Below are 17388 nucleotides of genomic sequence, written 5' to 3'. Positions count from 1 at the left end.
CACTTAATTCAGTCTATCTTTACAGATAAATGTTTGCGGGTAATTAAATACCGCCTAAGCGCTCAGCAAGCACTTTGTAACGCTCTACATCTGCGCTATCAAACAAGGCATTGCCGTCAGTGTCTTTTTCTTTTGCCACCAAGAGGCTTTCTCTTTCCAAGCGTTCTACTCTAACTTCCTGAACACCCAAATAGGCCGCTACTTCTTTTACAGTCATCAAACTCATTCTGCTGGTTCCCAACGTTATTTTGTTTTTAAATTTACTATCGTTGTAAGCGCAGCTACCGCTGCAATACCTCGGTGCGCTCAATTATTGAAGTACATATTATTAATAAAATGACTCAATACAGAAATATGAGAATAGCTTAATTTTACAGCTTTGCACTAGATGTATTTTTGTCCGTAACGGTTTCAAAGCGTTATAGTTAATATTTAAGCCTAAAATTGACAAATTACGAATGCTTTTTTGTACAATGCAGAAAATGGTATTATAAAAAATATTCTTGCTGTCAGTTATAACTAGCAAGCTATTGGAGAATAAGAAAAAATGGATACTTGGTCAGCAGCCGTCATGTTATTCTTGATCATGGATCCTCTTGGCAATTTGCCTGTGTTCATGTCGGTTTTAAAGTCGATAGAACCTCGAAGACGGCAAATGATTCTCATCAGAGAATTACTGTTTGCATTAGGAATTTTGTTTTTATTCCTATTTAGCGGTCAGTCGGTGTTAAATTTCCTCAATGTTGAACAAGAAACAGTCAGCATTGCTGGGGGTATTATCTTATTTTTGATTGCGCTTAAAATGATTTTTCCGTCAGCAGGTAACCCTAGTGGGCTCGCTGTTGGCGAAGAGCCATTCTTGGTGCCGCTGGCTATACCAATGATTGCGGGGCCCTCAACATTAGCGGCGCTCATTCTTCTGGCAAACCAAAACCCAGATCGTATGTCTGACTGGGCACTTGCGCTTGGCGCCTCATGGTTAATAAGTGCAGTAATTTTGATGTTTTCAAATGTGTTTCATAAGCTATTAGGCGAACGTGGTCTTATTGCAATGGAACGACTAATGGGGATGATCCTCGTCATGATAGCCATTCAAATGCTTCTTGATGGTGCTACTCAATACTTTATGCATGCCACCGGAGCTGATTAATGGCAAAGCAAAAACTTAATACATTTGGGCGTGTGCGCGCGCTCGAAGGATTCAGAGCGGTTGCCTTTAGTGCAGCTTTGCTTGAGCGAATGATTCCTAACTACGAGCTATTCTGTGATGTCACCGAATTTGGTGATAAAGAAGGTATTCGTAACTGTCTCAATCTTGTATGGGAGTCGGTAAAAGCACCTAAAAGTAAGTTCAATCTTGCAGTACAGCTTGAAAAAGTGGAAGTGGCGACGCCCGATACTAGCGATTTTGATACCTATGGTGTGTATCCCGCGATTGATGCCGCAATTGGGTTGGCCGCTGTGCTTAATCTTATTGCCGGCGACGACCCACAAGGTGCGGTAGTTGTTAGTAAGCTTTCTCAAGGTAGCGTAGAAGCTTACTTGTTAGAAAGCGGCGAAGCCGATGATGAAACCGTAAAAGAGCACCCACTTATGGTGTTTGAAGTAGAAGTGCAAGAAGCATTGCTTGACTGTGTTGAAGCTGGAAAGTCACCTGCTAGCACGGCTGATGCGCTAAAAGCGATTGCGTTAGAAGAAGGTATTTCGAATATCGGTCTCGATTTGGCTTAATGTTCTCGTAGTAAGGGCTTAACGCGTTTATCGTGAGACAATGCAGTTTTACCACACAGCCTTTATCAAATAATAGCAAAGCGCCGATGTGCGCTTTTCTTTTATAATTTGCCAGTGGTCCGGCAGGGAAATAGGCGCAAGGTTCGCTTCGTGCTCTACGTATAACACACCGTCGTTTGACAATAAGTTATTAGTGGCAATAGCCGATAACGTTGGTGCTACCAACCCTTTGTGAAAAGGCGGATCGACAAACATTATATCGAAGCTTTTACCTGAAAAGGTAGGGAGTATTGCTAAGGCATCGCCCTGATGGACGCTAGCAGTTTGTGCATTATTAGCCGTCAATAACGCCAAATTCTTTTTTAACTGTGCACTTGCCGATTTATCTAATTCAATAAAATCACAAGAAAGGGCATAGCGTGACAGCGCTTCTAATCCCAAGCCCCCCGAGCCTGCAAATACATCTAAGCACTTTGCTTCATTCAAATAAGGCATAAGCCAATTGAATAAGGTTTCTTTATTTCGGTCGGTGGTGGGGCGTAAACCTTCTGCGTCGAGAACCGGTAGCTTTCTTCCCCGCCATTGACCGCTGATAATGCGAATATGTCCGCCTTTCGCTTTTGCGTGGGTAGAATAGGATTTTTTTGCAGTTGAAGATGCCCTGAGTGGGCGAGAAACTCGCTTCATAGTCGCTGACAATGGTATCATGGGGTTATTCAATATTCGGCAAGTGTAGCCGAAATTGCCCAGTATTTATAAGGATTTGTCTTAACAATGTCGAAACTTTTTGGCTGGTTCGGTAAGAACAAAAAAGCAAATAAGCAAAAAGCACAGGAAAACCAAGATCAAAAGTCAGTTGATCAAAGCGCAGTTTTACCTGATGAATCACAAACTTCAGACGCCGAGCAGCCACCTAGCACTGCCGCGCCAGTGGTCAAAGACACTGCCGGTAGTGACCTATCGGAAGATGCCAATAGCGCTTCAATAGACCCTGCCCAGAGCGATTTAGCTGAAAGCGCAGCACCAGTAGCAAATGAGCCGGTGTCAGTACCTGTCGAGAAAGAAGACGCTGCGCCAGTGGGCGTGGTACCTGACAAGTTAGATGCAGTTGAAATAGCCGATGAAGCTAGTTCGCCAGCGTCAGTAAATGATGGTGAAAATGCCGAGAAATCGCTTGAAACGCCATTTCAAGAACTTGAATCAAAGCAAGAAAGTGAAGCGCCTGCTGTTGAATTTCCAATTCAAACAGCTAGCGTTTTAGAAGCAGAAGCAGAAGCAGAAGCAGAAGCAGAAGCAGAAGCAGAAGCAGAAGCAGAAGCAGAAGCAGAAGCAGAAGCAGAAGCAGAAGCAGCCGACATTGCTAACGAGCCCGTTGTGGAAACTGCACCTGTAGTTGAGGCAGCACCAGCTCCAAAAGAGAAAAAATCACTATTCTCGCGCCTTAAAGAAAGCTTGTCTCGCACTAAAGCAAACTTAGGTAGCGGCCTAGTTAGCCTTTTCAAAGGCAAGGCAATTGATGATGAATTATACGAAGATTTAGAAACCCAATTATTGGTTGCTGATGTGGGAATGGATACCACGCAAAAAATCATTACCCACTTAACGGATAGTGCAAGCCGTAAAGATCTTAAAGACGCAGAAGCCTTGCTTGATATCCTGAAACAGCAAATGGCGGGCATGCTCTCGAAGGTTAACGAACCGCTGAGCGATGCCATTAACGCCCACAATAGCGATGAAGGCCCCTTCGTTATTCTCATGGTTGGTGTAAATGGGGTAGGTAAAACTACCACCATCGGTAAATTAGCTAAGCAGTTCCAGCAGCAGGGCAAAAAAGTAATGCTGGCAGCGGGTGATACCTTTAGGGCTGCTGCTGTAGAGCAATTGCAGGTATGGGGTGAGCGAAACAGTATTCCAGTTATTGCACAGCATACGGGCGCAGATAGTGCGTCAGTACTTTACGATGCGCTAGAAGCTGCAAAATCCCGCAAAACAGATATTCTTATCGCCGATACCGCAGGTCGCTTGCAGAACAAAGACAACTTGATGGAAGAGCTTAAGAAAGTGGTTCGCGTAATGAAAAAGCTGAACCCTAATGCCCCTCACGAAGTCATGCTTACCCTTGATGCGGGTACAGGGCAAAATGCTATTAGCCAAGCGAAGTTATTCAATCAAGCGGTTGGCTTAACTGGTATTACCCTTACCAAACTAGACGGTACCGCAAAAGGTGGTGTTATCTTCTCAATTGCGGATAAATTTGGTATACCTATCAGATATATAGGGGTTGGTGAAGGTATTGATGACTTACGCCAGTTCGACGGTCAAGAATTTATTGATGCGCTATTTAGTGAAATTGATAGCGGCGAGTAGACAGCATTAATAGCTAATTACGGGAATAGGGTAGTAGGGAACATGCATGATAAAGTTTGAGCAAGTAAGCAAAACCTACCCCGGTGGACAACGGGCGTTGAGTAAAGTCGATTTTCACATCGCCCCTGGAGAAATGGCTTTTCTTACCGGCCACTCTGGCGCAGGGAAAAGCACGCTGCTTAAACTTATCAGTATTATGGAACGCCCTACAGTAGGTCGTGTACTGATAAACGGTCATGACCTCAATGCTATTAGCCGAAGAGATATTGCCTACATTCGTCGCGATATAGGCATGATTTTCCAGAGCCATCAATTGTTGATGGACAAGTCGGTTTTCGACAATGTGGCGCTTCCACTTGTGATAGAAGGGTACACCCACAAGGAAATTGGTAAGCGTGTCGATGCCGCACTAGAAATGGTAGGGTTACGAGATAAAAGCCGCAACTTACCCATTATGTTATCAGGCGGCGAACAACAACGGGTTGGTATAGCACGCGCTGTTGTTAACAAGCCTCCCTTACTTCTTGCCGACGAGCCTACCGGAAACCTTGACCCGAAACTTTCTATGGAAATTATTCGCTTGTTTGAAGATTTCAACCAAGCCGGTGTATCTGTGTTCATCGCTACCCATGATTTAGGGCTAATTGCCCGAATGAAATATCGCACACTCACTTTAAAAGACGGCCAAATGATTACCGACGGGCTAACTGATGACTTAAATGGGAACTGGCAATGAGTATTCTATTTAAAGGTAGAAGCCAAGGCGCGTCGTCTAGGAAAATAGGGTTTGTACAATCTATTGTGATGTTCTTCGTAAGCCATATAAGGCAAGCCCTTTCAAGCTTAGGCGAATTATGGCGTCAGCCCGCGGCTTCACTGATGACTATTGGTGTGTTGGGCTTAAGTATTACCCTTCCTAGCACGCTTTATATTATGGTTAAAAATACCGAGAAAATTACCGCCGGGTGGGAACAAGCCTCAGAGATTTCTTTATTTTTGAAACCTGATATATCAGCCGCCAGTTCACAGCAATTGGTTGCCAGGTTAAATACTTGGGAAGAAATTGATTCTGTGGTGTTTATACCTGCAGATGATGCGTTAAAAGAGTTTCAGCATTTATCAGGGTTAGGCGATGCTATTGCGTATTTGCAAAGTAACCCGCTACCCGATGTTGTCTTAGTGACTCCCATTGATAAGCATGCCACACCGAATGCCGCTAAAACACTGCTCGATAAGCTAAAGCAGCAGCGTGAGGTTGATATAGGTAAGTTAGATATAGAATGGTTGGAGCGCTTGTATGCGGTTATTGATATTGCCAGCGACCTTGTCACCTTTATTGGCATTTTATTGTTCTTCGCTGTGGTGCTGATTATAGGTAACACTATTCGACTGAACATTCTTAATAAGCATGATGAAATAGTAGTGATGAAGCTAGTAGGGGCAACCGATGCCTTTATTCATCGTCCATTTCTATATACCGGTTTTTGGTACGGCTTACTAGGTGGGCTTATGGCTTGGTTTGCCGTTATAATAATTCTATGGTGGATGGATAGCAGTATTCAAACCTTTGCTGCTATGTATCAAAAAGACTTTAATATTACGGGCCTAACGGGAACGGCGTTATTAACGATGTTGGGGCTATCTATTACATTAGGGTTGCTTGGGTCGCTTATTTCAGTACAGCGTCATGTACGACAAATAGAACCCAAATAAGCGTTATCTTACTGTTTAGCTTTGATAGGCTTAGCTTTGAACAGGGGCGCGAGGGAAGTGCGTAGAAATAGCGCTTCTCACACCGTTACCCCACACAATGGCTTGATTGTAAAGGATATGAAGTTGCTTTTGATCGATATCCAGTACTTTTGCTTGTTTAATCACATTCATCCACAGCGCTCCTTCAAAAGCGCGTACTAGGCCCATGTAGCTATTGAATTCTGCTGTCTTTCCTAAGATGGCGTCATTTATTTCTTCTGATAGCGGGAGTTGTTTAAGCACATCATCTATAGACTGGTCTAATAACGCATCCAACAATGAAAATAACCCCACTAAAAAGCCGATAGGCGGGTTCGCTTTTAAGCCTCGTTTTGCCGCTAGCAAATCGAAAAACTTGGCCCTAACCAAAGACATATGAATAATCTCTAATGGCTTATCATCACCTAAATTAGTTAGGCTGAGCAGCGCGATAAACTTCTTTACCTCTACTTCACCCATATAATTTAGGGCATGCTTGAGTGACGTTATCTTATGGCGCTTATTAATCAGTGGGTTATTGATAAATTTAAGTAGCAGATAGCTTAGCGCGGCGTCGCGTTCAACAATTTGGCTAACTCTATCAATATCAAAACTATCGTTTGAACACTCGCCAATAAGGTCGACAATATTCATTTTTGACGCAGGTAATTGGCGCAATATGCGTGCTTCTGGCTGGGCAAAGAAATAGCCTTGGAAGAAATCAAACCCAAGATCCATGCTGGTCGCAAATTGGTCTTGCGTATCTACTTGTTCAGCTATGAGTTTAACGTTGGCATCTAGGAATCTTGGAATATTTTTCTCTATGTTTTCGAAACGAATTTGCGAGAGATCTACTTTTACGATATCAACAAGGGGTAGAATTTCATGCTTAGCACTAAGCATCATAGGGTCGTCAATAGCAATACGAAAGCCAAGGCGCTTTATGTGCTGACAAGCTTCTAACAAGCCCGTTTGAGCAAAAGGGTTGTCAGCCAATTCAACCACAACCGATTCTGGGTTCAGTGTGGTAGGGAAGCGAGAAATAATGGTTTCAGAGGAAAAGTTAATAAAAGAGGTCTTTTCACCGCTAATGTCATCTAGCCCTAATGGATGAAAGTGTTCAGAAATATATTGCGCTTTTTCAGGAGAGTGCTCGGGGTACGCGCCAGCCTTGCCATCTCGAAACAAAAGTTCGTAAGCAAATACATCCTTTGTTTTATCCAAAATCGGTTGGCGAGCGATAAATGCGAACATACAAGTTCCCTACTGGCACGTTGAACAATTATCAACGAATATTACTGTAATTTGCACCACCATAACATGCATTTACGAAAATCGCGTTAATTTGCGCATTACATTATGCAACTCATATTAGTGAACGTACATTCCTGAATTACTTTTTCTCTACCTGCGCTGAAACATGTACGTGGTGAGCCCATTTCATCGCTTCATTATAGTATCCATGAAGCAGAGTTTGCTGAATTTTGTATTTACCAGAAAACTTCTTAATACCTGCCCAGTTCGCCCTTTCAAAATACTTCGCCAAGGTAAGACAGTCTTTCAACACGCCAGGCTCACCACAAAGCGCGTCTTTTACATTATCGCTAATAGGTACCTTACTAACCAATTCGTCGATGTGTTGTTCCATCATGGCATCAAGCATAGATAAAAGACCGGTTAAAAAGCCGGTAAGTGGATTTTCGCTTTCTTTAAAAGAGATAAACACAAGCTCACAAAATTTTGCCCGTACAAGGGCCATCTGCATCAATTCTTGAGGCTGACCGTCATTTAAGTTAGCCAATGCAAGTAACGCGATAAACTTCTTAACTTCAACTTCGCCCATAAAGTTAAGCGCATGCTTGAGGGATGTAATTTTATTTCGCTTATTAATAAGTGGATTATTGATGAAGCGTAATAGCAAATAGGTGAGGGAAGGATCGCGCTCAATAATTCGATTTACTTCATCAAAATTTAGCTTGGGTTGGCTACTTAACGTGAGTAGTTCCATCATGGTAAGCGCGCTAGGGCCTAATTTGCGATGACGTACAATTTCTGGTTTAGCTAGGAAGTAACCTTGAAAATAGTCGAAACCCATTTCCTTGAACTTGTGAAATTCTTCGTAGGTTTCGATTTTTTCGGCCACAAGTTCGATGTTGTGCGATTTGAAGCGTTTAACTAATGAGGGAATAGTTTCGTGAGCAATTTCAGTAATGTCTATTTTAACAATACTGGTAAAAGGAACGAAAGCGTCCCACTTATCTTCCATATCATAGTCATCAAGTGCAATGGGGTAACCTAACCCTCGTATGTGCTTGCATGCGGCAATAAGCGCGTCATCTACCTCAACGGTTTCAACAATCTCAATAACCACTTTACTTGCGTCTAATGAGGTAGGAAATCGGTACATCAAGGTATCGCGATGGAAATTAATGAATGCTTTTTTATCACCTGTTATTTCTTCAATACCTAAGCTTAAATGCGTAGACGTTAAAATTTTTGAGGTCGCCTCATCGGGCGGAATATCTGGAAAGCAATTGTCTTCCCCTATTCGGAAAAGTAATTCGTAAGCGTAAACGTTCCTATTTACGTCGAATATGGGTTGTCTTGCTACGTATGCGAACATCGAGTGCCTCTTTGCTCTCGCCGCGTAAAAACGCGATTGAAGTCGGTAAAAAAATGAAAGTTTTTATTATTATTTTGTTATTTATTATAGTGCCGAGCGCTTTTAAGGCATAAATTTTATATCTCATTGTAAGTAAAAAAGCGATGCTAGCAATCGAAAAATTGTAATAGTCTGCGTATTCAAGAGCGGGTAAAATAGTTTTGTTGATATATAACAAAAATACGACCGAATTTAAGTTTGATATAACTTTTTGAAAGATGAATGGCATGTTTTATATACATTTTGAATGTATAATGGGCATATACCGTGAATATCTGCTTCGATAAGCTGTTTCCTCTGGGTTAGCACTTATTTTTCTTTGAAGCTTCCGGTGATATTTATTGAGCGTTGTAGCGTAATGATAAATTCGTTTTGCAATGTTTGAGAAATTTGGAAAGAGATAGACACTAATTGAACTGTTTTTTGCAATTGTGGTCTTGATCTTTAGAAGATGGGTACTACATACCAATAACTGGTTTAGTTTCTCATCGCAATTAAGTCTCGCGCGGCTGATGTTACTTTGCTAATATCAAGTTGCAAAGAATGAGGTGAATAATGAGCAATAAATTGCAATCCCTAGCACTATCAGTTCCTCACAGCGGTAGCATTGAAGGCTACGTACAAGCTGTGAGTCGTATTGATATGCTAACTGCAGAAGAAGAGCGCGCATTAGCGGTGCGTCTTCGTGAAGATGAAGATTTAGAAGCAGCACGCAAGCTGGTTATGTCTCATCTACGCTTTGTTGTGCATATTGCAAAATCTTATTCAGGATATGGTTTGCCACAAGCTGACCTTATCCAAGAAGGTAATATTGGTCTAATGAAGGCAGTTAAGCGTTTCGACCCAACAGTGGGCGTTCGTTTGGTTTCTTTTGCTGTACATTGGATCAAAGCTGAAATTCATGAGTTCGTACTCAAGAACTGGCGAATTGTTAAAGTTGCTACCACAAAAGCGCAACGTAAATTGTTCTTCAACTTACGCAAAGCGAAAAAACGTCTTGGTTGGTTTACCCACGAAGAAGTGCAAACGGTAGCCAGCGAGCTGGGTGTGAGTACGAAAGAAGTGCTTCAAATGGAAGCGCGAATGAGCAGCCAAGATCAAGCATTCGATCTTTCTGCTGACGAGGACGAAACGGGCAACTTTGCACCGGTTCAATTTCTTGAAGATAAATCAACTGATGTTGAGATGGACGTTATTAACAACGATTGGGATACTAATGCGAGCAAGCGTTTGTACTCAGCCATTAAGACGCTAGATGACAGAAGCCAAGATATTATCGAGACTCGTTGGTTGGCCGACAGCAAAATTACACTTCAAGATCTTGCTGATAAGTACGAAGTATCTGCTGAACGTGTTCGTCAAATTGAAAAGAACGCGATGAAAAAGCTTCAAGCTGCCATGGTTGCGTAAGCAAGCGCCGCCCAAGCTTCTAAGCTAAACAAATATAATTGAAAAAAGCGCCCACTGGCGCTTTTTTTGTATGTGTCATTTACGAAAGTAAAAAACAGCGAATAATATACCTTTGCTCGTTAGGCCTCGGTTTGCTCTGGAAGCACCCAAAACACCCCTTCAAACTCTGCCACGGCATTATCGCCATCCAAGATATCTACGTTCAAAGCAAATCGTGCTTTCTCACCTTTTTCTAAAGGCTTAAATTTGCCCGATAAGGTTTCTATATTACAGATTGCACGAGGCTTCATAGTAATGGGCTTATGATAGTGAATATCGCCGTCGCCCAATACAATATCGCCTGTTAGCCCGCGCTCTTTTAGTTGTAAGTAAATCATTCCCCAACCAGTTAATGTGGCTAACGAAAAAATACTGCCGGCAAACATAGTGCCATGAACATTAATATTTTTATTAAGTGACGCTCGGGTTTCTAATGTTCTGCCTGTGTATTGGTATAATTTAATACCCATATGTTCTGTAATGGGAATGGTATCAGTCCAGGTTTGCTGTAATGATTTACACCATTTGGGATGCAGCACTAAGGTGTTATTTTCAGTTAGCTTTTTTACCATTTGCTGGCGTCTTAGCATGCCTAATTCGTTAGGCGCTTCACGTTCAACAACGAAGCCGCATGAACTAAAAAAGTCGATAGAAACTTCTCGGCTGTTGGTCACCGCGCGTATAGCACCCAATTCTTTGGCCACGTTCTCTAAAGCGTCCATTATCATCTGCCCAAGCCCTTTGCGCAGATGATCAGGGTGTACGGCAATATGTCGAATTTGTGCTTCTTCAGCGGTATTTAAATGTACTCGTCCACAGGCAACAATTTCGCCTTTACCGTTCACTATGGTGCGGTGCTCTGCCACTTGTTCATATTCATCTTTCTCTGAACCAGGAGGAAAGTTCCATGGCTGGCGAAGGTGAGCCCAGCGAAAATGAAAATAGGCTTCGAATTCAGTATCGCTTTTAGGGGTTACAACCTTATACACAATAGAGAGGCCTCGTATGAAAGAATGAAAATCTATTTAACCTTACGCTTTTCAACTGCACAAGATTAATTCTAGCATGTTCATTATACCTGAAACTGGAATGTGGCGGGTCCGTCATTTACTAAAGCGACTTTCATTTCAGCACCGAATTGCCCAGTTTCCACCACAATGCCCTTTTGTCTAAGGGATTCTATAAATTGCAGATAAATAGCATTGCCATGTTCAGGTGTTGCCCCTCTAGAAAAGCCAGGACGATTACCTTTTTGCGTGTCGGCCACAAGAGTGAATTGGGACACCACTAATACTTTCCCCCCGATTTGCTCAACATTTAGGTTCATTTTTCCATCGTTGTCGGAAAAAATACGGTAGCGGCATAATTTGTTAGCAAGCTTTTCGATTTGTTCTGGGCCATCGTCTTTTTCAACGCCAAGCAGCACTAGCATACCTTGTTCAATTTCACCGATGATTTCATTGTTCACTGACACGCTAGCTTCAGACACTCGTTGAACCAACCCAATCATTACTTTTGCTCCTTTAAAAATCTTGCCATATCTCTGGTTGCGCGGCACAACGCATAAGCAATGCCCGGTTCAGACGTGCTATGGCCAGCATCAGGAATGATTTGAAGTTGGCTTCCCGGCCACGACTTATGTAATGATTCTGCCGCTTCAGTTTTACATATCATGTCATATCGACCATGAATGATAGTGCCAGGAATATCGCTTATTTTATTTATATTATCAAGTATATAGCCCTCATCAATAAAGCATTTGTTAGTTAAAAAATGACATTCAAGAGTGGCTAAGCTGGTGACAAGCGATAGGGGATATTGGCTGGTGGAATCGCCAGTACCAGGAGGTAAAGATACGCGAGAAAGTCGCTCTTCCCACTGATACCAGCGCTTCAATGCCGCATGTCGTTGTATTTCGTTATCGGTTTTCAATATATTGAGATAATGTGCACAAATAGCCGAAGTACTTAGCGGGGCGTTTATTCCTTTAACAAACTGGCGATAATATTCTGGAAAAAGTTGAGCGGCACCACCTTGTGGTGACAAAAACCAGTCTCTGTCTTGCTGGCGCGCTAAAAATACGCCACGAAGAATAAGGCCGCTAACATGATCAGCATACCTAAAGGCATAAAGGAGCGCTAAGGTTGACCCCCATGAGCCTCCAAACACTAACCAACTCGATACGTTGAGCTGTCGCCTGAGCATTTCAATATCTTCTACATTTAGCCATGTATCGTTGTCTTTGATGCTGGCTAATGGCGTTGAACGTCCACATCCTCTTTGCTCGAATCCGATAATACGGTACCGGTTACTGTCGAAGAAACATTTATAATTCGGCGGTAAGCCAGCACCTGGACCACCATGTATAAAAAGTACTGGAATACCCTCAGGGTTGCCGCTCTGCTCGTAATATAGAGAGTGCCCACATCCCACCTCGATAAATCCATTTTGATAGCAGGTAACATCTGGGTAAAGTCGTTTCATTTTATTTCCGCGCGTTGTGCGGGTGCCTGTTTTAGTTTAGTTTATTCTTATGAAATACTACATAATCATATTCTGATAACAATTGCGAGGAAGTTTATATGTCAGGGCAAGGATCTGGCGGCAATGTGATTGCTGCAATCTGTAACTTTTTTATTCCAGGGTTAGGGCATTTAGTACAAGGGCGAATACTTGGCGCACTGTTTTATTTTATTGTGGTTGGAGTGAGCTATGCGCTTGCCGCAACCGTAGTACTAGCAATTGTATTTTGGCCACTTGGCGTTATTTTGCACATTATTTGTATTATTAGCGCGGCCCGCTATCGAGGGAGAGAGATGTTATGAGGCTAATAGCAACCGCTATTATTGCTATGTTGGTATTAACTGGCTGTCAGTCTGCGTATTACGCAGCGTGGGAGAAAGTAGGCGTTGAAAAGCGCGATATTCTTGTAGACCGTGTTGAAAACGCAAAAGAGTCGCAAGAAGACGCACAGGAAGAGTTTAGCTCTGCGCTGGAAGCTTTTAGTGCCGTGGTTGCTTTTGAAGGTGGCGAGCTAGAAGATGTTTATAACAAGCTTAACAGCGAGTATGAAAACAGCCTTTCTGCGGCCAATGATGTAACTGATCGTATCGATAAAGTAGAAAGCGTAGCTGAAGCGTTATTTGATGAATGGGAAGACGAGTTAGAAAAGTATCAAAATGCATCATTAAAACGAGAAAGTACTGCGAAATTGCGTGATACAGAGCGCAGATACAGCGCACTGATTAAAACCATGCGTAAAGCAGAAAGCAGAATGGCACCTGTATTAAGTGCATTTCAAGACAATGTTTTATATTTAAAGCATAACTTGAACGCTAGCGCGATTGGCGCGTTGCAAGGTGAGCTTTCAACTATTCAAAATGATGTTGATCAACTCATTGAGCAAATGAATTCAGCTATAGCTGAATCTGATGCCTTCATTGCTGCCATGTCTAATTAATGAGTGCCTAACTAATAAGTGTGTCGCTTATCAGTCGTTAGCTTGTTTCTACTATTAACAAGCTAATACGATACTAAAAAGGCGTTGTAGTTTCCTACAACGCCTTTTTTTATTCCTCTGGAATTTGCCTTGGCTCGTCTTCGGCTTTTCTATTTTCAAACGCTTGGCCCAGGCTACACGTAAACTCAGCGCCTAATAGCACTAAAATCCATGAGATATAGACCCACAAAAATAAGATAGGTACTACGGCTAGCGCACCGTATATCAACTCATAGGAGGGGAAATTAGTAATATAAAGGGCAAAGCCAGACTTCGTTAATTCGAACGCAACCGTCGCCAATATGGCACCTGAAATAGCGTGACGGGCAAAAACACGTCGGTTAGGTACTATCATGTACAAAATAAAGAAAGCCAGCATGGCAGCAAAGCTAGGTACAAGAGTAAGTAAAAACGTGCCTAACCCAGGGGTATATTCTTCGGCGAAAGCAGCTAGACCTGCTAAATAAGAACTAATTATCACGCTAGAGCCGATAAGCAAGGGCCCTAAGGTAATCACCATCCAGTAAATGGCAAAGGTATACACGATAGGACGATCGCTTTGTGTACGCCAAATACGGTTAAGGGTTTTATCAACGTTGGATATCAGCATTAGCGCCACAACAAGTAGCGATAGAATACCAATAGCGCCCATTTCTGAAGCGTTGCCAACAAAGTCAGACATATACTCATGAACTGTATCGCTAGCGGTAGGTACAAAATTATTAAAGATAAAGTATTCTAATTTACCTCTTACGGAAGCAAACGCAGGAAACGCCGACATGATGGTGAAAGTCACCATGATGAAAGGAACAAGAGAAAGTAGCGTAACGTAGGCTAGGTGGCCTGCGGAAATGGTAATATTGTCTTCACGGCAACGCTTGATGAAGATAGTGAAAAGATCGACAACTTGTGGTGCGAGCTTATGATAGATGGCTTTTACCCGATCCCAATTCACACTTTACTCCTAGTTATTACTCGCCTTGGCCATTCGCCGCTTACCTTGACCTTTTTACAGCGAAGGAAAGTGACAGCAAGGCAAACGAGTCGTTCAAATACCTGATAATAGGCAAATGGTATACTGGTCTGCCCTATAGGAGCAAAGGTTTAATCGAAATTAACCTGCTCGCACACCTAGCATGTGGCAAATAGCGTAGCTCAACTCACTACGGTTAAGGGTGTAAAAATGAAAATGCTTCACGCCTTCTTTGGCAAGTACCTTAACCTGATCCATCGCGATGTTAGCACCAATGAGGTTCCGAGTAGCTTGATCGTCATCGTCAAGCCCATCAAACATTTTGTGTAAGAACCCAGGTACATGTACGTTGGTGAAACCGGCGAACTTTACCAAGGTCTGATAATTGGTTACCGGCAGTATGCCTGGCACCAAGTCTAGGTCGATACCTGCAGCTGCTGCTCGGTCACGAAAACGTAAAAATACACTGGTGTCAAAGAAAAACTGTGAAATTGCTTCGCTCGCACCGGCTTCTGCTTTGCGTTTAAGGTTCAGTAAGTCGAATTGGGCATTAGGCGCTTCAGGGTGTTTTTCAGGGTAAGCGGCCACTGAGATATCGAAATCGGCTACATCTTTTAGTAGCGCCACTAAATCAGAGGCATACATTTCGGTATCTTTCACACCTGGCGGTAAATCACCACGAAGAGCAACAATACGACGAATGCCAGAATCCCAGTAGTCTTGGGCAATCTGTCTAAGCTCGTCTCTGCTCGCATCAACACAAGTAAGGTGAGGCACGGCTGCAACGCCAGTTTGCTGCTGAATGCGTTTTACCACGTCATGAGTACGGTCGCGCTCACCACTATTCGCGCCATAAGTTACCGACATATAGCTCGGTTTTAGCGGTGCTAAGCGCTCAACTGACTTCCACAAGGTTTGTTCCATTTTCTCTGATTTTGGTGGAAAAAACTCGAATGACACATCAATATCACGCAGTTCCGAAAGGGACTGATTGAGTGCATCGACACCTTGTGCGTAAGAAACCATGGTAAAATTACTCTTTTATAGACGTTTAGACGTCTAAATTAAAGAATTTACGTCTAGACGTCAAGAGGTTTACACTGCTCAATTGACCTTTTCGTCAACTTGTTTAGAATTTCTCTTCATAACATAAATAAGATCAGACAGAGTTAGCATCATGGCAGAGTGGAACGGTAAGTATATTCATCCCTACGCAGAGCACGGTAAAAAGAGTGAACAGGTAAAGAAAGTCACCGTTTCTATTCCTATTAATGTGCTAAAAGCATTAACCGATGAACGTACGCGTAGGCAGATAAACAATTTACGTCATGCGACGAATTCAGAATTGTTATGTGAAGCGTTTCTTCATGCATTTACAGGTCAGCCGTTACCGGATGACGAAGATTTGAGAAAAGATAACCCTAATCGTGTACCTGCTGAGGCAAGGCGCATAATGGAAGATATGGGTATAGACGTTTCTATTGAGAACGAACAAGAAGATTAAAAAAACGGCAATGAAAATTGCCGTTTTTTTATAATCTTTACACTGAATTACACGCCAGTATATGCGCTTATATTGCCTTCATTCGGCGCGGTTAGGCACTTCTGGAAGTCGTGCAACGCCAGATTCAATCGCCGCTTTTGACACTGCAGAGGCTATGCGTTCACAGAGGCGGGGGTCCATTGGTTTAGGAATAATGTATTCTTTGCCAAAGGTTAAGCTTTTGCTGTTGCTAGCCGCTAACACAGATTCTGGTACGGGCTCTTTGGTAATAGCACGAAGTGCTTCTACCGCGGCCACTTTCATTTCGTCGTTAATGGCCGTTGCGCGTACATCCAGCGCACCACGGAAAATGAACGGGAAACACAGCACATTGTTTACCTGATTAGGGTAATCAGAACGCCCCGTAGCCATAATTAAATCATTTCGAACTTCATGCGCCAATTCAGGCTTAATTTCAGGATCGGGGTTAGAGCAGGCAAAAACAATCGGGTTAGGCCCCATTAACGCCAACGTTTCTGGAGGTAATACATCAGGGCCAGATACGCCTACAAAAATATCAGCGCCTTCCATCACATCTTCAAGTGTGCGTTTATCGGTATTGTTGGCAAACAAGCGTTTGTGTTCCGTAAGGTCTTCACGGCGCGTATGAATAACCCCTTTTCTATCTAACATGTAAATGCGCTCTCGTTGCGCGCCACATTTAATGAGCAATTCCATACAGGCTACCGCTGCTGCACCCGCACCCATACAAACTATTTTGGCGCTTTCGATATTTTTGCCCTGAATTTCAATGGCGTTCAACATGCCGGCAGCCGTTACAATGGCAGTACCATGTTGATCGTCATGGAATACCGGAATATTGCAGCGCTTAATGAGTTCTTGTTCTATTTCAAAGCACTCTGGGGCTTTAATATCTTCTAGGTTAATACCACCAAACGTATCTGCAATATTGGCGACGGTATTAATGAATTCTTCTGTGGTGCGGTGCTTTACTTCAATATCGATAGCATCAAGCCCAGCAAAGCGTTTAAACAGCAGTGCTTTACCTTCCATCACCGGCTTAGAAGCTAACGGCCCCAAATTACCCAAGCCTAGAATAGCAGTACCATTACTGATGACCGCTACCATGTTGCCTTTCGCAGTATATTTGTAAGCATTATCAGGATCTTCAGCAATTTCTCGTACTGGTTCAGCTACCCCTGGACTGTAAGCCAGAGCAAGATCATCCACACTATCGGCTGGTTTTGATAGCTCCACGCTGATTTTACCTGGCGTGGGTTTGGCATGATAATCTAGTGCACGTTGTCTGAAATCTGACATTAGTAAACATATCCTTCGATGTAGGGGTTAGGCAATCTTCGTTACCGTAAGGGCAATCTGCGTTGCCGCAGTAGAATGTCTTCGACTCTATCACAGGGTCATTTGAGTACATATCTGATCTGCCTTTTATACCTTCTAATCTAGGACAGACT

General features: G+C 42.8%; 19 protein-coding genes. 9 read left to right on the top strand and 10 right to left on the bottom strand.

What is annotated here, in order from left to right; genetic code table 11:
• Positions 1 to 43: 43 nt before the first annotated feature.
• Positions 44 to 226, bottom strand: coding sequence for a MerR family transcriptional regulator (locus tag AVL57_RS17755; protein WP_013786295.1), 183 nt, complete (start codon positions 224 to 226; stop codon positions 44 to 46).
• A gap of 321 nt (positions 227 to 547) precedes the next feature.
• On the opposite strand from AVL57_RS17755, the gene AVL57_RS17750 reads away from it, so the two are divergent.
• Together AVL57_RS17750 and AVL57_RS17745 are read left to right on the top strand one after the other, a co-directional pair.
• A complete protein-coding gene (locus AVL57_RS17750; protein WP_057795725.1) occupies positions 548 to 1150 on the top strand; it encodes a YhgN family NAAT transporter in 603 nt (200 codons plus the stop codon).
• Entirely contained in the window at positions 1150 to 1731 is a 582-nt protein-coding gene (locus AVL57_RS17745; protein ID WP_057795727.1) for a YjaG family protein, read from the top strand. Before AVL57_RS17750 ends, AVL57_RS17745 begins: the two co-directional genes overlap by 1 nt.
• Before the next feature lie 48 nt (positions 1732 to 1779).
• Here the strand turns inward: AVL57_RS17745 and rsmD are convergent, their stop codons facing one another.
• A complete protein-coding gene (gene rsmD, locus AVL57_RS17740; RefSeq protein WP_082605023.1) occupies positions 1780 to 2439 on the bottom strand; it encodes a 16S rRNA (guanine(966)-N(2))-methyltransferase RsmD in 660 nt (219 codons plus the stop codon).
• 66 nt (positions 2440 to 2505) lie between these two features.
• On the opposite strand from rsmD, the gene ftsY reads away from it, so the two are divergent.
• From ftsY to ftsX, 3 genes are read left to right on the top strand one after another with little or no spacing between them, the layout of a single operon-like run.
• Complete coding sequence (gene ftsY, locus AVL57_RS17735; protein ID WP_061093606.1) at positions 2506 to 4098, top strand: signal recognition particle-docking protein FtsY; 1593 nt, start codon at positions 2506 to 2508, stop codon at positions 4096 to 4098.
• A gap of 46 nt (positions 4099 to 4144) precedes the next feature.
• On the top strand, positions 4145 to 4834 hold the full coding sequence (gene ftsE / locus AVL57_RS17730; RefSeq protein ID WP_013786290.1) for a cell division ATP-binding protein FtsE: 690 nt from the start codon (positions 4145 to 4147) through the stop codon (positions 4832 to 4834).
• On the top strand, positions 4831 to 5811 hold the full coding sequence (ftsX, locus tag AVL57_RS17725; RefSeq protein ID WP_013786289.1) for a permease-like cell division protein FtsX: 981 nt from the start codon (positions 4831 to 4833) through the stop codon (positions 5809 to 5811). Before ftsE ends, ftsX begins: the two co-directional genes overlap by 4 nt.
• A 30-nt stretch (positions 5812 to 5841) precedes the next feature.
• Here ftsX and AVL57_RS17720 read toward each other — a convergent pair whose 3' ends face one another.
• Both AVL57_RS17720 and AVL57_RS17715 read right to left on the bottom strand, forming a co-directional pair.
• On the bottom strand, positions 5842 to 7083 hold the full coding sequence (locus AVL57_RS17720; protein ID WP_057795733.1) for an EAL and HDOD domain-containing protein: 1242 nt from the start codon (positions 7081 to 7083) through the stop codon (positions 5842 to 5844).
• Between the two features lie 139 nt (positions 7084 to 7222).
• Complete coding sequence (locus tag AVL57_RS17715; protein WP_057795735.1) at positions 7223 to 8452, bottom strand: EAL and HDOD domain-containing protein; 1230 nt, start codon at positions 8450 to 8452, stop codon at positions 7223 to 7225.
• A gap of 594 nt (positions 8453 to 9046) precedes the next feature.
• On the opposite strand from AVL57_RS17715, the gene rpoH reads away from it, so the two are divergent.
• Positions 9047 to 9901: an RNA polymerase sigma factor RpoH gene (rpoH, locus tag AVL57_RS17710; protein ID WP_013786286.1), complete on the top strand. Its 855-nt coding sequence runs from the start codon at positions 9047 to 9049 to the stop codon at positions 9899 to 9901.
• A 119-nt stretch (positions 9902 to 10020) separates the two neighbouring features.
• Here the strand turns inward: rpoH and AVL57_RS17705 are convergent, their stop codons facing one another.
• From AVL57_RS17705 to pip, 3 genes are all read right to left on the bottom strand, one after another.
• Positions 10021 to 10929: a bifunctional GNAT family N-acetyltransferase/hotdog fold thioesterase gene (locus AVL57_RS17705; RefSeq protein WP_057795737.1), complete on the bottom strand. Its 909-nt coding sequence runs from the start codon at positions 10927 to 10929 to the stop codon at positions 10021 to 10023.
• A gap of 83 nt (positions 10930 to 11012) precedes the next feature.
• On the bottom strand, positions 11013 to 11450 hold the full coding sequence (dtd, locus tag AVL57_RS17700; RefSeq protein WP_057795739.1) for a D-aminoacyl-tRNA deacylase: 438 nt from the start codon (positions 11448 to 11450) through the stop codon (positions 11013 to 11015).
• A complete protein-coding gene (gene pip, locus AVL57_RS17695) occupies positions 11450 to 12424 on the bottom strand; it encodes a prolyl aminopeptidase (protein WP_057795741.1) in 975 nt (324 codons plus the stop codon). Before pip ends, dtd begins: the two co-directional genes overlap by 1 nt.
• Before the next feature lie 98 nt (positions 12425 to 12522).
• Between pip and AVL57_RS17690 the strand changes: the two genes are divergently transcribed.
• Positions 12523 to 12765 carry a hypothetical protein gene (locus AVL57_RS17690; RefSeq protein WP_013786282.1) on the top strand — a complete coding sequence of 81 codons (243 nt, stop codon included), beginning with the start codon at positions 12523 to 12525 and terminating at the stop codon, positions 12763 to 12765.
• The gene (locus tag AVL57_RS17685; RefSeq protein ID WP_013786281.1) at positions 12762 to 13400 is read left to right on the top strand and encodes a DUF2959 domain-containing protein; all 639 of its coding nucleotides are present in this window, start codon (positions 12762 to 12764) and stop codon (positions 13398 to 13400) included. The genes AVL57_RS17690 and AVL57_RS17685 overlap by 4 nt, the downstream gene beginning before the upstream one ends.
• 109 nt (positions 13401 to 13509) lie before the next feature.
• Here the strand turns inward: AVL57_RS17685 and AVL57_RS17680 are convergent, their stop codons facing one another.
• A complete protein-coding gene (locus AVL57_RS17680; RefSeq protein ID WP_057795743.1) occupies positions 13510 to 14394 on the bottom strand; it encodes a virulence factor BrkB family protein in 885 nt (294 codons plus the stop codon).
• Between the two features lie 159 nt (positions 14395 to 14553).
• Positions 14554 to 15438, bottom strand: a complete 885-nt coding sequence (metF, locus tag AVL57_RS17675; RefSeq protein WP_013786279.1) for a methylenetetrahydrofolate reductase — start codon at positions 15436 to 15438, stop codon at positions 14554 to 14556.
• Between the two features lie 151 nt (positions 15439 to 15589).
• On the opposite strand from metF, the gene metJ reads away from it, so the two are divergent.
• Positions 15590 to 15916: a met regulon transcriptional regulator MetJ gene (gene metJ, locus AVL57_RS17670; RefSeq protein ID WP_013786278.1), complete on the top strand. Its 327-nt coding sequence runs from the start codon at positions 15590 to 15592 to the stop codon at positions 15914 to 15916.
• A gap of 78 nt (positions 15917 to 15994) precedes the next feature.
• On the opposite strand, the gene AVL57_RS17665 is transcribed toward metJ, so the two are convergent.
• On the bottom strand, positions 15995 to 17236 hold the full coding sequence (locus tag AVL57_RS17665) for a malic enzyme-like NAD(P)-binding protein (RefSeq protein WP_057795745.1): 1242 nt from the start codon (positions 17234 to 17236) through the stop codon (positions 15995 to 15997).
• Between the last annotated feature and the right edge of the window lie 152 nt (positions 17237 to 17388).

The sequence above is a fragment of the Alteromonas stellipolaris genome (genome assembly GCF_001562115.1).
Lineage (GTDB): Bacteria > Pseudomonadota > Gammaproteobacteria > Enterobacterales > Alteromonadaceae > Alteromonas > Alteromonas stellipolaris.
This window is presented reverse-complemented; position numbering and strand designations above follow the sequence as displayed.

Excerpts from the sequence above, each read along its gene's own strand:
- pip (WP_057795741.1), bottom strand. The coding sequence starts at position 12,424 with ATGAAACGACTTTACCCAGATGTTACCTGCTATCAAAATGGATTTATC.
- AVL57_RS17665 (WP_057795745.1), bottom strand. The coding sequence starts at position 17,236 with ATGTCAGATTTCAGACAACGTGCACTAGATTATCATGCCAAACCCACG.
- metJ (WP_013786278.1), top strand. The coding sequence starts at position 15,590 with ATGGCAGAGTGGAACGGTAAGTATATTCATCCCTACGCAGAGCACGGT.
- ftsE (WP_013786290.1), top strand. The coding sequence starts at position 4,145 with ATGATAAAGTTTGAGCAAGTAAGCAAAACCTACCCCGGTGGACAACGG.
- AVL57_RS17715 (WP_057795735.1), bottom strand. The coding sequence starts at position 8,452 with ATGTTCGCATACGTAGCAAGACAACCCATATTCGACGTAAATAGGAAC.
- AVL57_RS17755 (WP_013786295.1), bottom strand. The coding sequence starts at position 226 with ATGAGTTTGATGACTGTAAAAGAAGTAGCGGCCTATTTGGGTGTTCAG.
- rsmD (WP_082605023.1), bottom strand. The coding sequence starts at position 2,439 with ATGATACCATTGTCAGCGACTATGAAGCGAGTTTCTCGCCCACTCAGG.
- AVL57_RS17685 (WP_013786281.1), top strand. The coding sequence starts at position 12,762 with ATGAGGCTAATAGCAACCGCTATTATTGCTATGTTGGTATTAACTGGC.
- AVL57_RS17720 (WP_057795733.1), bottom strand. The coding sequence starts at position 7,083 with ATGTTCGCATTTATCGCTCGCCAACCGATTTTGGATAAAACAAAGGAT.
- metF (WP_013786279.1), bottom strand. The coding sequence starts at position 15,438 with ATGGTTTCTTACGCACAAGGTGTCGATGCACTCAATCAGTCCCTTTCG.
- AVL57_RS17745 (WP_057795727.1), top strand. The coding sequence starts at position 1,150 with ATGGCAAAGCAAAAACTTAATACATTTGGGCGTGTGCGCGCGCTCGAA.
- AVL57_RS17690 (WP_013786282.1), top strand. The coding sequence starts at position 12,523 with ATGTCAGGGCAAGGATCTGGCGGCAATGTGATTGCTGCAATCTGTAAC.
- rpoH (WP_013786286.1), top strand. The coding sequence starts at position 9,047 with ATGAGCAATAAATTGCAATCCCTAGCACTATCAGTTCCTCACAGCGGT.
- ftsY (WP_061093606.1), top strand. The coding sequence starts at position 2,506 with ATGTCGAAACTTTTTGGCTGGTTCGGTAAGAACAAAAAAGCAAATAAG.
- ftsX (WP_013786289.1), top strand. The coding sequence starts at position 4,831 with ATGAGTATTCTATTTAAAGGTAGAAGCCAAGGCGCGTCGTCTAGGAAA.
- AVL57_RS17750 (WP_057795725.1), top strand. The coding sequence starts at position 548 with ATGGATACTTGGTCAGCAGCCGTCATGTTATTCTTGATCATGGATCCT.
- dtd (WP_057795739.1), bottom strand. The coding sequence starts at position 11,450 with ATGATTGGGTTGGTTCAACGAGTGTCTGAAGCTAGCGTGTCAGTGAAC.